Source organism: Nocardia brasiliensis IFM 10847, assembly GCF_000710915.1.
In the GTDB taxonomy this organism is placed as follows: domain Bacteria; phylum Actinomycetota; class Actinomycetes; order Mycobacteriales; family Mycobacteriaceae; genus Nocardia; species Nocardia brasiliensis_A.
Genome location: NZ_BAUA01000100.1, coordinates 42,102 through 55,725 on the forward strand (window position 1 = coordinate 42,102; position 13,624 = coordinate 55,725).

The 13,624-nt window shown below is 69.8% G+C and carries 14 protein-coding genes; 2 read left to right on the forward strand and 12 right to left on the reverse strand.

Translation table 11 applies throughout. The features are described 5' to 3' along the window. Positions 1-88: 88 nt before the first annotated feature. Positions 89-934 carry a S1/P1 nuclease gene (locus NBRGI_RS21495; protein ID WP_051727931.1) on the forward strand — a complete coding sequence of 282 codons (846 nt, stop codon included), beginning with the start codon at positions 89-91 and terminating at the stop codon, positions 932-934. A gap of 74 nt (positions 935-1,008) precedes the next feature. Here NBRGI_RS21495 and NBRGI_RS21500 read toward each other — a convergent pair whose 3' ends face one another. The 5 genes from NBRGI_RS21500 to NBRGI_RS21520 form a co-directional block, all read right to left on the reverse strand. Beyond that, positions 1,009-2,031, reverse strand: a complete 1,023-nt coding sequence (locus NBRGI_RS21500) for an NAD-dependent epimerase/dehydratase family protein (protein ID WP_029899060.1) — start codon at positions 2,029-2,031, stop codon at positions 1,009-1,011. Positions 2,032-2,167: 136 nt separating this feature from the next. Next, on the reverse strand, positions 2,168-2,395 hold the full coding sequence (locus NBRGI_RS21505) for a hypothetical protein (RefSeq protein WP_148310895.1): 228 nt from the start codon (positions 2,393-2,395) through the stop codon (positions 2,168-2,170). Next, positions 2,362-2,703, reverse strand: coding sequence for a hypothetical protein (locus NBRGI_RS21510; RefSeq protein ID WP_148310896.1), 342 nt, complete (start codon positions 2,701-2,703; stop codon positions 2,362-2,364). The genes NBRGI_RS21505 and NBRGI_RS21510 overlap by 34 nt, the downstream gene beginning before the upstream one ends. Before the next feature lie 119 nt (positions 2,704-2,822). After that, positions 2,823-3,863 (reverse strand): fatty acid desaturase family protein, encoded by a 1,041-nt coding sequence (locus NBRGI_RS21515; RefSeq protein WP_029899063.1) that lies wholly within the window; start codon positions 3,861-3,863, stop codon positions 2,823-2,825. Positions 3,864-4,070: 207 nt separating this feature from the next. Beyond that, positions 4,071-4,820, reverse strand: coding sequence for a nucleotidyltransferase domain-containing protein (locus tag NBRGI_RS21520; protein WP_029899064.1), 750 nt, complete (start codon positions 4,818-4,820; stop codon positions 4,071-4,073). Between the two features lie 172 nt (positions 4,821-4,992). On the opposite strand from NBRGI_RS21520, the gene NBRGI_RS21525 reads away from it, so the two are divergent. Continuing rightward, positions 4,993-6,087 (forward strand): NAD(P)/FAD-dependent oxidoreductase, encoded by a 1,095-nt coding sequence (locus NBRGI_RS21525; RefSeq protein ID WP_235211042.1) that lies wholly within the window; start codon positions 4,993-4,995, stop codon positions 6,085-6,087. A gap of 16 nt (positions 6,088-6,103) precedes the next feature. Here NBRGI_RS21525 and NBRGI_RS46520 read toward each other — a convergent pair whose 3' ends face one another. From NBRGI_RS46520 to NBRGI_RS21555, 7 genes are all read right to left on the reverse strand, one after another. Continuing rightward, positions 6,104-6,304, reverse strand: a complete 201-nt coding sequence (locus NBRGI_RS46520; RefSeq protein ID WP_081878179.1) for a hypothetical protein — start codon at positions 6,302-6,304, stop codon at positions 6,104-6,106. 83 nt (positions 6,305-6,387) lie between these two features. Next, complete coding sequence (locus tag NBRGI_RS21530) at positions 6,388-8,502, reverse strand: MMPL family transporter (RefSeq protein WP_029899066.1); 2,115 nt, start codon at positions 8,500-8,502, stop codon at positions 6,388-6,390. Beyond that, positions 8,499-9,698, reverse strand: coding sequence for a hypothetical protein (locus NBRGI_RS21535; protein ID WP_029899067.1), 1,200 nt, complete (start codon positions 9,696-9,698; stop codon positions 8,499-8,501). Before NBRGI_RS21535 ends, NBRGI_RS21530 begins: the two co-directional genes overlap by 4 nt. Before the next feature lie 31 nt (positions 9,699-9,729). Then, complete coding sequence (locus NBRGI_RS21540; RefSeq protein ID WP_029899068.1) at positions 9,730-10,779, reverse strand: NAD-dependent epimerase/dehydratase family protein; 1,050 nt, start codon at positions 10,777-10,779, stop codon at positions 9,730-9,732. Then, a complete protein-coding gene (locus NBRGI_RS21545; protein ID WP_014986245.1) occupies positions 10,776-11,042 on the reverse strand; it encodes a hypothetical protein in 267 nt (88 codons plus the stop codon). Before NBRGI_RS21545 ends, NBRGI_RS21540 begins: the two co-directional genes overlap by 4 nt. After that, positions 11,039-12,712 (reverse strand): fatty acid CoA ligase family protein, encoded by a 1,674-nt coding sequence (locus tag NBRGI_RS21550; RefSeq protein ID WP_051727932.1) that lies wholly within the window; start codon positions 12,710-12,712, stop codon positions 11,039-11,041. The genes NBRGI_RS21545 and NBRGI_RS21550 overlap by 4 nt, the downstream gene beginning before the upstream one ends. Further along, positions 12,709-13,623: a hypothetical protein gene (locus tag NBRGI_RS21555; protein ID WP_029899070.1), complete on the reverse strand. Its 915-nt coding sequence runs from the start codon at positions 13,621-13,623 to the stop codon at positions 12,709-12,711. The genes NBRGI_RS21550 and NBRGI_RS21555 overlap by 4 nt, the downstream gene beginning before the upstream one ends. Position 13,624: the final 1 nt, after the last annotated feature.

Below are 13,624 nucleotides of genomic sequence, written 5' to 3' on the forward strand. Positions count from 1 at the left end.
TCTGGATGGAAATTGTCGCGGAGACTCTGAGCGGTAGGGATCGTGCACGGTCGGGGCCATCGGACGCTGGTCGAAAGGATTCTTCTCGATGCGAGGTAGAGCTGCTCTAGCGGGCGTGTGCGCGCTCGGTGCCATCCTGTTCGCCGTTGCGCCGCCCGCGAATGCGTGGGGCGTGCAGGGGCACAACACGGTCGGCGCGATCGCCGACCTCCGGCTCGACCCGGCGGCCCGGGATCAGGTCTCGCGGCTGCTGGCCGGGGAGGCGAATCCGACGCTGGCCGGGGTGGCGAACTGGGCCGACGAGGTCCGCCGGGACGACCCGGACCTCGGGAAACGTTCCGCGCCGTGGCATTACGTGAACATCGGCGAGAACGGCTGCGTCTACGACGCGGCGGTGAACGGGAACAACGGCGACAACGTGGTCGACGCGTTGCGCGCGCAGACGAAGATCCTGGCCGACCGCTCGCGCGCCGACGCCGAGCGCGCGCAGGCGCTGAAGTTCGTCGTGCATTTCGTCGGCGACATCCACCAGCCGCTGCACGCCGGGTATGCCCGCGACCGCGGCGGCAACGAGTTCCGGGTCACCTACCTCGGCAAGGCCACCAACCTGCATTCGGTGTGGGACAGCCGGTTGCTCGACACCCGGCACGCGAGCGACGCCGAAGAACTCCAGCGGCTGCTCGCGCTGCCCGCGCCCGCCTTGCCGCCCGCGCAGCCGGACAGCGATCCGGTGCAGTGGGCCGAGGACAGCTGCCGGGTGGTGAACACGCCCGGTTTCTATCCGGCCTCGGCCACCATCGGTGACGAGTACACCCAGCAGTTCCTGCCGATCGCCGAGAATCGGTTGCGGCTGGCGGGGGAGCGGCTCGGCCAGTTGCTGAACACGGTGATCGGCGCACCGAACCTGCTCGGGTCGGGGTCCGCACAGTCCTGAGTTCCGGACCACTGGGATAGCGAGTCCGAACCGGATTCGGCCCACACCGCCGCGCCGGTGTGGGCCAACGGCACTCACGCGACGCTGTGCGCGATCAGGCTGTTGGCGCAGTCGAGGACGGTCTGCTCGGCGGGCCGGGGTTGCCAGTCGAGCAGGCGCTTGGCCTTGTCGGTGCTGTGCCGGTTGCGCCGGCCCAGGGCCGGGGTGATCTCGCCGAGCGGTGCGTCGCTGAAGCGGGCGGCGAGCTTGACCGCGAAATCCGGGAGCTGACGAGTGGATACCTGTTTGCCGCGCGCGCCGAGACCGTCGTGCAGGGTGCGGGCCATATCGCGCATCCAGGTGAATTCGCCGGTGGCGAGGAAACGTTCGCCCGCGGCGGCGGGCGCGGTCATCGCCCTGATGTGGATGTCGGCGAGATCGCGCACGTCGACGATCTCGAGTCCGATGCGCGGCACGCCGGGCATCTTGCCCGACACCATGCGCTCGACGATATCGACCGAACCGGTGGTGCCGGTGCTCAGGATCGGGCCGAAGACCGCGCCGGGCAGCACCGTGGTGAGTTCGGTGGGGCCGTCGTAGGCCGCCATGAAATCCCAGGCTGCCCGCTCGGCAAGGGTTTTCGAGCGCCGGTAGGGGATGAGCGTCGGATCGTCGGGATCGGTCCACAGCGTCTCGTCGGTGATGCCTTCGCCGGCATAGGACGACGGGCTCGCCGCGTTCGCCGCCGAGGTCATGACCACGCGCCGGACCCCGGCCGCGGTCGCGGCGCGCAGGACGCGCAGTGCGCCGTCGCGGGCGGCGGCGATCAGCGCTTCGGGGTTCTCGGCGGCGTCGACGCGCAGCGGTGAGGCGACATGCAGCACGTAGTCGACGTCGCGGACCGCGTCTGCCCAGCCGTCGTCGGACATCAGGTCGGCGGTGGCGAAGCTCAAGCGGCCCGCGGGGTCGATGACCGTGGCGACGGCTCGGCTCACCGCCGGCTCCCGGTCGGGGCTGCGCACGGTGGTGCGTACGTCGTAGCCGCGTTCGAGCAGTGACACGATGCACCACCCCGCGATATAGCCGGTTCCGCCGGTAACCAGAACGAGCTCACTCATGTCGTCCTCCACTGTCCGGTACGTTGACCGCGCAGACCCTACTGGACGCGCGTCGGCCGCCGGTCGCGCTACGCCGGTGGTTCGCCGAAGTCGCCCGAGACGGGCACTGGAAACGCACCGGGCCAAGGAGATCCGTTCAGGGCTGACGCAGATGCCGCATGCCCGGCAGCTCCCAGATCGGGCGCTGGTCCGACCTGGTGAACAGCCGGGCGAAGGACTGCGGCACGACGCTCCGATCGGCGATACCGCGGGTGAACGCCGACGGCAGGCTGCCGACCTGGGGCATGACCTCGGTGCTCAGGAAGGCGAAATCGGCACTGGTGGCGGCGGTTACCACAACAGCGGACCCGGCGGGTCCGTCCACGCCGAACCACTGCACGACGGCGCGGGCAACGCGCCGACCCAGCCGTCCTCGAACGCGAGCGACGTCGCGCCGAAAACCGGTGCGGCCGAGTACACCCCGGCGAAGGTCTCGGTCAGCGCGGCCGCGGAGTACACCAGGACGCTCTGCGGCGCGGTCGACAACAACCGATAGCCGATCTGGATCGGCAGCTCGGGCGGGGGTTGCGGCAGCGTGATGGTCGGTTCGTCGGCGAGAGAATCTGCGCCCGAACCGTTTTCATCCGGCTGACGGAAGTGCTCGAGACCGGACTTTCGACCGAAGAATCCCATCGGAACCTCACCTACCGCAGCGTTGCCGTGGCGGCGGGACACGCGCCGCCACAGCTCTTCGATGAGTTTCGCAGCGCCAGGGGCGCCGTGTATGTCCGTCGATCGCCCGACAGCCGGTGTCAGGCAGCGGATTCCGCGGGCGCCCTGGTGTGCTTGCCGACGGCGTCGAGATGGCGCAGCGCCTCGGCGTAGGAGCGCAGCAGGCTCGTCTCGCAATACGGCACACCGATCTCGGCGCAGAACTCGGCGACCATGGGCTGGGCCCGGCGCAGGTTGGCCCGCGGCATCGAGGGGAACAGGTGGTGTTCGATCTGATAGTTCAAGCCGCCCAGCGCCGCATCGATGAAGACGCCGCCGCGGACGTTCCGAGAGGTGAGCACTTGTTTGCGCAGGAAGTCGGTGCGGTCGCCTGCCGAAAGTACCGCCATGCCTTTGTGATTCGGCGCGAAGGTACAGCCCATGTAGAGCCCGAACAGACCCTGTTGCACGGCGATGAACACCAGCGCCTTGACCGGCGACAGGATCACGAACACCGTGCCCAGATAGGCCACCGCGTGCAACACCAGCAATGCCCCTTCGGCACGGCGGTTCGGGATCGGCCAGCGCAATGCCGCGCGGGTGCTGGCGAAATGCAGACTGCCGCCCTCGAGCAGCAGCATCGGAAAGAACAACCAGGCCTGATACCGGAAGATCAGCCGCCGCCAACCCCGTTCGGCCCGGGCGCGCGCACCGGAGTGTGCCAGCACGCCCATGATGTCGGGGTCGGCGTCCTCGGTGTTCGGGTGCGCGTGGTGGCGGTTGTGGTTGCTGGTCCACCAGCCGATGCTCACCCCGATCCCGAGATTGCCGAAGAGCAACCCGTACAGATAGTTGGCGCGCCTACTCGCGAAGATCTGCTTGTGCCCGGCGTCGTGACCGAGAAAAGCGAACTGGGCGAACACCATTCCGAGGAACGCCGCGACGCCCAGCTGCCACCACGAATCGCCGAGCAGCACGAACACCAGCCAGCCGCCCACGAAGAGCGCGGCGGTCACCGCGCTCTTCCACGCGTAGTACCGCGGCCGCCGGTCGAGCAACCCGGCCTGTCGCACGCGGCGCAGCAGCACCGCGTATTCGCTGCCGCGCCGTGCCGCGACGCCTTCCATCACCACAGGCCGCATCGGTCCTGCTCTCACTGTCGTCGGGACGGTCCGCCGAACCGCATCCGGTGACACTGGTCTCGTCGGCAGTCGGGCAAGCCAAAGGAATCGAATCCGTTCGGGTACAGGATGCACGTGCCGAACCACGATCAGGCAAACGGGTAGGCCGCGCGGCGCAACATCTCCGTGACGCGACGGCGACGAAACCGCGTCGTCGCAGGTGACGGGTCAGCTCGCGGCGGCCAGCACGTGCCGCACCGCTGCGATCTGCCGTGCCAGCGATTCCGGGTTCGCCCTCGACTGCCCCACGATCGCATCGATGTCGCGCAGGCCCGCACGCGCCAGCAGTCGCTTCTCGTTGACGACCCATTCCCCGCGCGCCGCGAGGATCGCGTGCGCCGTGGCCATCGCGGCGATGGCGATGGAGCCGGCGACCTCGGTGGCCTGGCCCCGGTGAACGTAGGCGTCCGTGGCGTATCGAAGGGTCAGCTCGGCCCGGTTGCGCCAGATCGGCGGGGCAGCGGTACGCAATGCCGGTGGGTAGCCGGGCCGGGGGAGGGTGCCGTGCAGCACCTCGTTGACGGCGAGTTCGGCGACCAGCAGATAGCTCGGGATGCCCGCCAGATGGAACATCAGTGGCTCCCAATGGAATCGGCCCTGCTCGGCCTCGGCGAGTTCGTGTTCGACCACGTCCAGGTCGCGATAGTGCACGTCGACCTCACGACCCTCGATGGTGAACCAGCCGCCGCCGTTGAAGACGCCGCCGCCCCAGCCGCCCAGCTCGGATACTTCACCGTCCCAACCGATTTCACGGAGTGCGGCAGGGTCGAACGTGCCTCGGTAATAGATGGCCAGATCCCAGTCGCTCTCGGGCGTGTGGGTGCCCTGTGCGCGGGAGCCGCCGAGCGTCACCGCTCGGGTGCCGGGCAGGGCGGCCAGGCGCGCGGCGACGCGGGAAAGGAATTCTTGATCGGTCATGGATGTCCCTCGATCGGAGTGCCGGCTGCGGGCAGCGCCGTCCGCGCGCTGAATCCGACACGGCGGCAGCGCTGTCCGGGCGGTCGCACTCGGCATCACTCCATGGCATCGGAGGGTACCGAGCGGCAGGCTCGCGGTCGACCGTATTTCGCGCCGGTCCGAGTTTGCCAATATGGCAACAAAGGTTGCGCGTTCCGGGCGTTTGCTCGCATGGTGGTCGGCGGAGGTGGTCACGGTGACCGAACAGCTGCAAGACGGCTACGACGTGGTGGTGATCGGCGGCGGTGCCGCCGGGTTGAACGGCGCGCTGATGCTGGCGCGGGCCAGGCGGTCGGTGCTGGTGATCGACGCGGGTGACCCGCGCAACGCGCCGGCCGAAGGCGTGCACGGGTTGCTCGCGCGCGACGGGATGCCGCCCGGCGAACTGCTCGAGCTGGGCCGGGCGGAGGTGCGCGGCTACGGCGGCGCGGTGCTGGCGGGCGAGGTCGATGCGGTGACCGGCGCCGCCGACGGATTCATGGTGACGTCGACCGATGGCCGCACGTTCCGGGCCCGCCGACTGCTCGTGACGACCGGGCTGGTCGACGAGCTGCCCGAGATTCCCGGCCTGTCCGCGCGGTGGGGCCGCGACCTCGTGCACTGTCCGTACTGCCACGGCTGGGAGGTTCGGGACCAGGCTATCGGCGTGCTGGCGAGCGGGCCGATGGCGGTGCACCAGGCGTTGCTGTTCCGGCAGTTGAGCAGCGATGTCGTGTTCTTCGCGCACACCACGGCGCCGCCGGTCGGCGAGGCCGCCGAACAGCTCGCGGCACGCGGAATCAACGTGGTGCCAGGCGAAGTGGCGGGACTGGTCGTCACCGACGACCGACTCACCGGTGTACGCCTGAGCGACGGCACGGTGGTCGAGCGCGCCGTGCTGGCCGTGCAGCCGACGATGGTCGCGCGCGCCGGTTTCCTGGACGGGATCGGGCTGCGGGCGGTGGCGCATCCGTCCGGCCTCGGCGCGCATCTACCGGTCGACGCCGCCGGACGGACCGAGGTGGCCGGGGTCTGGGCCGCGGGCAATGTCACGGATCCGGCGGCGCAGGTCGGCACTGCCGCAGCGGCAGGAGCATTCGCCGCGGCGCAGCTCAATGCCGATCTGGTCGGCGCGGACACCCGCGCCGCGGTGGCGGCCTACCGGCGATCGGTCGAGGATCCGTTCTCGGCGCGTAACGAAGCGCGCGTCGCAGAGCTGGTGACCGCCGAGCGCCGGCACGGACTGTGAACCCCTCGGAGGTCCGTCAGGCCTCGGGCAGCGGAATAAGCTCCAGATGCTCGGCGACCTTCGGTGTGGCGCAGGCACTTCGGCCGCTCAGCAGGTTCACCCCGCCCCCGTGCGCGACCAGGAATCTCCCGCATACGCAGCGCAGATAGCGCACCGCCCCATGCCGGGAGACGAGCATCGGCGACGGCCATGAGCAGGCGGGGCAGGCGGCGGACATGGGTGCCAAGCCTGCGGAGTGATCGGATGTATTGCAATCTTCGCCGCGGCGTGGCGCGCGATCTTTCTGGAAATACCCGCGATTCAGCCGATCGAAGTGGACTCCTGCACCCGTTCGACCGTGGCGGACACCCGGCGCGGCCGGCGCGACGGGTGCCACCAGTTGGCCGGGCCCATCAGTTTCACCAGCGCGGGCACCAGCAGCATGCGCACCAGCGTGGCGTCGATCAGCAGTGCGACGATCATGCCCAGGCCGAGAAAGCGCATGGGCGTCAACGGCGAGAGCGTGAACGCGCCGGTGACGATGACCAGCAGGGTGGCCGCGGCGGTGATGACGCGGGCCGTCTTGAGCGTGCCGACGCGTACCGCGGTGGCGGTGTCGGCGCCCGCGGCGTGCGCTTCGACCATGCGGGACAGCAGGAATACCTCGTAGTCGGTGGACAGTCCGAACACGACGGCGATGATCAGCACGAGCATGCCGGCGGCCAGCGGACCGGGGCTGACGCCGAGCACGCCCGCGAGGTGTCCCTCGCCGAAGATCCAGGTGAGCACGCCGAAGGTGGCGGCGAGGCTGAGGAAAGCCATCGCGACGGCCTTGAGCGGCAACACGATCGAGCCGAACGCGGCCGCGAGCAGCAGGACCGTGGCGGCCACCATCACCAGGATCATCCACGGCATGGCGCGCACGATGGAGTGCACGCTGTCCAGGGTGGCGGCGGTGTCGCCGCCGAGGCGCAGCGCCGTGCCGTCCGGCGGGGTCAGCGCGCGCAGGTCTTCGACCGTGGCCGTTGCCCTTTCGCTGCGGTCGGTGGCGTCGAGGAAGAGGTGGAAGACCACGAAGTCGTCGGCGCGGCCGACCTGGAGCACCTGACCGACGCCCTCGACCCGGCCGAGCGCAGTGTGCGCCGCGTCCACCGCCGCCGACTGCGGTGGACCGTCGTACCCCTGCAGGACGGCGGTGACACCGCTGCTCGCGGCGGGGAACTCGGCGGTGAGTTCTTCGACGGTGCTACGCATCTCGTTGCCGACGGGCAGCGCGCGGTGGTCGATATCGCCGAGTTTCGCACCCGTCAGCGGCAGGGCAAGCAGTACCAGCACGACGCCCACCACCACCGTGACCAGACCCGGCCTGCGCAGCACGGCGTCCACCACGCGACCCCAGAAGCGTTCGGTCCGATCCTTTTCGGCGGCCTTGCCGATGCGGTGGCCGAACAGCGCGAGCATGGCGGGCAGCACGGTCAGCGAAAGTCCCGCGGCCAGTGCGACCGCCGCGATCGCGCCGAAACCGAGCGAGCGCAGCACGGCCTGGGGAAAGACGAAAGTGCCCGCGAACGCACAGATCAGCAGCAGGGCAGAGAACGCGACGGTGCGACCGGCGGTGGCGCAGGTGCGTTCGATCGCCGCCGTGAGTTCGCGCCCGTTCGCCCGTTCCTCACGGAATCTGGTCACCAGGAACAGCCCGTAGTCGATCGCCATGCCCAGGCCGAGCAGCGAGGCGATATTCACCGCGAAGGTGCTGACCTCGGTGAACTCGGTGAGCACCCGGATGGTGCCCATCGCGCCGAGCACGGCGAGTACGCCGACCGCCACCGGGAACGAGGCCGCGACCACTCCGCCGAACACCAGCACCAGGATCAGCAGCGTCAGTGGCAGCGAAAGGGATTCGGCCCGCACCAGGTCGTGCTGGGACTGCTTGTTGATCTGCGTGGCCAGTGCGCTGTAGCCGGACAGCTTCGTGTCGATGCCTGGGACCTGCAGCGCCGCTTCGATATCCGGGTAGGCGGCGACCCGGCGGTTGTCGTCACCGGCCAGATACACCGCGGCCAGGGCCTGCCGGTTGTCGGCCGAGCGCAGGAACTGTTTGCGCGGCGGCACACTGTTCCAATAGGTTTCGATCGGTCTTTGCAGCAGCGCAGGGTCGATCCGGGCGAGCGACCGCTGCACCGCGGGGCCGATATCGTCGAGCGTCTGCCCGGCCGGTGCGGTGTAGAGCGCGACCGCGTCCGGGGTCTGCGGGCCGAAGTGCGCGCGCACCAGCCGGTCGACCGCGGCGGATTCGCTGTGCGGATCGGTGAATCCGGCGGCGCTCACCTTGTCGGCGGTGTTCATGCCGAGCAGCCCGAACAGCAGCATCGCCCCGACCACGACGGCGAGCACCGTGCGCGGCCGGGCGCTGACGAACCGTGCCCAGGCGGTCATCGGGCCGGCGAATCTTGCGGTGCGAGTTCGGCTTCCAGGGTGAGCGCGATCTTGTCGAGCAGCGCCTCCAGCCGCGCTTCGATACCCGCGCCGTTGCGCGCCGACACCATCAGCTCGATCCGCCCCCGCACCTCCACCATGCCGAACAGCAGCGGCATCGAACCGGTGTGCTGGGGCAGCACCCGCATCGTGGTCGGTGTCCAGCCGGGCACGGCCAGCTCGTCCAGATCGACCTTGCCCATATGGGACACCGTGGCCGAGACCATGTTCCGGTTGTGCCGGGCGCCGAGCCAATTGCTCGCCCGCAGCACCGCGCGGATGACGGCGGGCGGGAACTTCGACAGGCCACCGTTGTCGAGCTGGTTCAGCTCGCGCTTCTCCTGCAGGCCGGTGCGCATCTGAGCGCTCACCGACTCCCAGCCCTCGCCGGGACGAACGTCGAGGAACAGCGGCAGCGCCAGATTGCCGGTGGAGCGCAGCGCGGGATCGTGACGGCGCAGGTCGACCGGAATCATGAAGCGGGACTTCCCCCCTGCCTCCGCGGCGAGGATCGCCGCGACCCGCGCGACGATGCCCTTGCCGGTGCCGTCGATCGTGCGGTGCCGCAGCAACCAGCGCACCGCGTCCGGATCCTGGCGACCGGTGCCGATGGCGGCCCGGTAGGTCGGCAGCACCAGCGTCTGCCTGCCCGGCGCGCCGACCTGCGCGACGAGTTCGGTATCCGCGATCGCGTCGGGGGCGCCGATCGGCTCGACGCCGCGCAGCGCGCGCAGCACGTCGTCGGCCCACATGCGCATGCCCATGCCGTCCATCACGCCGTGGAAGACCCGGAAGACGATGGTCGTCTCGGCCCCGGTCAGCAACAGCACCTCGGTGGTCCGCTCGGGGGACGGTCCGATCGGACTGTTGAGCACCGCGTCGTTCTCCAGCGCGGCGTAGTCGAGCGTCCAGTCCGGCACCACCCGGACCGCGGCCGCGACCCCGCTGTCCACCCAATACTTTCCGTCCCGTACCAGCCGGGCGCCGGGGTTCGCCGCCGAGGCCACGTCGACGGCGCGCTGCAGGGCAGCGGGATCGATCATCCCCTCGCCGTGCACCGCGAGATGCATCAGGAACGGCGGCGTCACCTCGCGGGTGAAGAAGTACAGCCGCTCGGTGGGCGAGATCTTCCGGCGGAAGACGGTGTCGTTGGTCATGAATGCCTCCGATCGCGGCCTGCGCCGAGGGTCAGCGCAGCGTACGGGTGAGTTCTACTGCCCCACCCTGTTTTTCGAGCCAGGCCAAGAAGCTGACGAGTCCGGTCTCACGGTCCACGACCGGTTGATAGCCGAAATCGCGTGCGGCGGCGCCGGTGTCGTAGGTCGCGCTGCGCGTCATCAGCGCGACGGCGTAGCGCGACAGCGGGGGAGACCAGCGGGTCGCCACGGCCGGGATCCGCCAGATGGTCTCGATGACGCCGACCACCGCGTTGATCACCTTGGGGTTGGGCTTGCGGCTCGGCGGTTCATACCCCAGCCGAGTGGCCACCGCACCGAGAAACTCCCACACGTTGGTCTTTTCGGCGTCGGCGATGAAGTAGGCCTTGCCGCCCACCGTCGCCGGGCTCGCCGCCGCTTTGACGCACGCGTCGACGATGTTGTCGACGTGGCACAGCGAGGCGTACACGTTGCGCCCGAACGAGATATCGGGCAGCTTGCCGGTGCCGGTGCGACCGAGCAGCCGCACGATCGGGCCGGATCGGTCGCCCGCGCCCCAGATCGCCCGCGGTCGCAGTGCACAGGTCCGGAAACCCGTTGTGTCCGCCGCCAGTACGGCACGCTCGGCCGCGGCCTTGGTCTCGGAGTACAGGTTCAGGTAGCGCCGCGGGTACGGCACCGACTCGTCGATGTCGAGCTGGTCGCCGCCGTCGTAGTCCATCAGCGCGCTGGGGCTGGAGATGAACACGAAGCGCGACGCGCCACCGCGGCGCGCGGCATCCAGCAGCAACTCGGTGGCCCGGACGTTCTCCTGCCAGAACTGCTCGCGGGTGCCCCGCTCGTCGACCCTGGCCGCGCTGTGGAAGACGATGTCGACCCCGCTGGTGGCCTGCACCAGCGACGCGGCATCGGTCAGATCGCCGTAGACCAGCTGGACCTTGTCCACATCCGGGCCGAGATCGGCCAGATTGCTGGTGCGCCGCACCAGAATCGACACATCGTGCGCGCCGTCGCGGACCAGCCTGCGCACCAGCGCGCCGCCGAGGAAACCGGACGCGCCGGTGACCAGTACTTTGCTCATTGCGTTCGCCACCAAGTCATTCCGAAGATCTGCGTCAGCACGGCCGTTTCGAGCGGGGAGCGGCCGGACCCCTCGGCCGCGCGCAGCGCGGGCCGGATCTGCGCCGCGTGCACCACGATGCTCAGGAACGCGTCGATCCACCACGCGGCCCGCAGCACCCGGTTCGCGGGCACCCGGTCCGTCGCGGCCGCGACGAGCCCACCCGCCAGGTAGACCCAGCCGAGCACCGGAATCGCCCGCAGTGCCGTCGTTTTCACGCTCATGCGCGCGCTCCCAACTGCTCGCCCGCCCACTGCGCGAGCTGCTCGCGCCCGATCTTGGCGTTGTGCCGGATGTCGACCGGGAAGCCGGGATGGATCAGGAAATCGGCGATCGGACGGCTGAGGTCGAACTCGGCTCCGCGTGCCCGCAGCGCCGCCCCGACCGCGGCGCCATCGGCATCGGGCTTCAGCTCGATGCACAGCACCGGCCGCTGCGCGCCGGGCGTGCCTACCCCGACCAGCGCCGTGCGCGCCACGCCCGCAACGGTATTGAAGATCTGTTCCACCTGAACCGTGAACATCGGCCCGTCGGCGGTGACCACCCGCTGACTCTTGCGCCCGCAGAACCAGATGCGGCCCGCGTCGTCGATCCACGCGAGATCGCCGGTGCGGTGCCAGATCCGGTCCCCGTCCACGATCTTGCCCTGCCGATTCGCCGCCTCCGGCCAGTAGTAGTGCGTGCTGACATTGGGCCCCGCGACGACGAGTTCGCCGATGCCGCGCGACTGCGCGAGGTCACCGGCCAGCTCCTCGGCCCGTGCCCAGGTCGGGATCGCGTCATCGGTGATGGCGACGATCCTGGCGTCGATCCGGTCGGCGGGTCGTCCGATGCAGGTGCCCTCGCCACGGTGCGTCCGCTCGACCAGACCGTCGAACAGCTCGCGAGATTCGATGAGCGACATGGGCAGTGCCTCGGTCGACCCGTATCCGGCGAAGATCCGCACGTCCTCGGTCAGCGCCGCGCGCAGGCCCGCGATACACCAGTCCGGCACCGGCGCGCCACCGGAATAGATGCTGGCCAGCGTCTTCAGCTCGTTCGGCTGCTGCTCCAGATGGCGCAGCAGCGGAATCAGCAGCGCGGGCGAGGCGAACATCGTTCGCACGCCGAAGGTTTCGATGGCGTGCGCGACGTGGGCGGGATCGGTCGAGCCGACCTTGCTCGGGATCAGCGGCGGTAACACGCAGCGGGATCCGAGCAGCAGATCGAGAATGCCGACCAGCGGCAGGGTGATCAACGAGGTTTCCGGCGCGATCTCGCCGCGCGCGGTGTGCACCTGGTCGATCATCGACGCCAGATTGCCGTGGGTCAGCTCCACCGCTTTGGCGGGTCCGGTACTGCCCGTGGTGAATCCGATGACGAGCACGTCGCCGGGGTCGGCGGGCACCCGGTCCACCGCGGTGCCGCTGGGCGTGGTGCCCCACGCCGAGAGCTTCGCGCCCCGCCAGAACCACCGCCTGCCCACCGTCACCGTGGTGCGCACCTTGGCGAAGCTGCGGCGGAACAGCACGCGCACGGCGTGTGCGGGCGGGATGCCGATGAACGCCTCCGCCTCGACTGCACGCAGGCAGTGCACCATCTTGCGCAAGCCCATACCCGGGTCGATCACCACCGGCACGGCGCCGATCTTCAACAGCGCGAACAGGATCGCGTACAACTCCGGGCTGGGCAGCACGAGCACGATGGTGCGGGTGCCGGACCCGACGCCGGACGCGGTGAGCCGTTCGGCGATGGCCTCGGACCAGTCGTCGAGTTCGCGATAACTCACGTGGCGGTAGGTCGGCAGGCCCGTTGCATCCTTGCCGACCGGGTAGATGACGGCTTCTCGATCCGGTTCCGCGCGGGCGAACGCGCGGAACCGGTCGATGGCCTGCCAGTAGGTGGCCGAACTCACGCAGTCGCCCCGGCGAGTGCGGGCAACCGGTACAGCACCGCCGCGGCCGACGGGCCGGCGCCCGCGGCGACGAACAGCACGTGGCCGAACTCGCGAAGCGTCTCGTCCACGACGGCGCGGTGGTAGGCCTGCGGCAGCGCCGCGGTGTGCGGGTCGCCGTCGGTGAGGTCGGGGGTGCGGACCGCGTCCTCGTCGATGCCGAGTGCATCCGCGAGCTGTAGCGGGAACTCGGCCGTCGGCGTCGAGGCGATCAGGGCGGTGCCCGACAGGTCGTCGTGGCCGGCCTCGTTGAGCGCGGCCAGCGCGGCCTCGACCGCCACGTTCAGCAGTCGCGCGGCGAAGTCCTGCTCCCGCTCGACCGTCATCAGGCCGCGCCCGACGCTGCCCATCGTCGCGGTGTCGACGTAGGCCTCGACCGCGGGCGTGCCCTCGCCGTTCACCGTGTGCACCCGGCCGAAGCCGTCGGGCTCGTCGGTGCGCTCCAGCAGCAGCGCGGCACCCGAAGCGGCATAGGGGAAGTCGTCGGTGGCGGCCTTGCGGGTCATCGACGGATGCGCGTCACCGGAGACGATCAGCACGTGCTCGGCGCTGCCGGTCTCCAGGATCGAGCCGGCCACGCCGACCGCGTTGAGCACCCCGGTCGCGCCGTTCATCAGGTCGAACGAAAAGGTCCGCGGATCGTCCTTGGCGTATTCGAGGCCGATGCCCGCCGCCTTCTGGATCAGCGCGGACACGGCCGGTTCTACCGTGTTGGAGTCGCGGAACACCCCGACGTTGATCAGCACGCCGACCTGATCAGGCCGGACACCGGCCCGCTCCAGGCTCTGCTTCGCGGCGCGGCCGCTGTTCTCCACGCTGCTGTTGGTGTCTTCGGCGCGGCTGACGCCGGTGGATTTGATGCGAACGCCCATG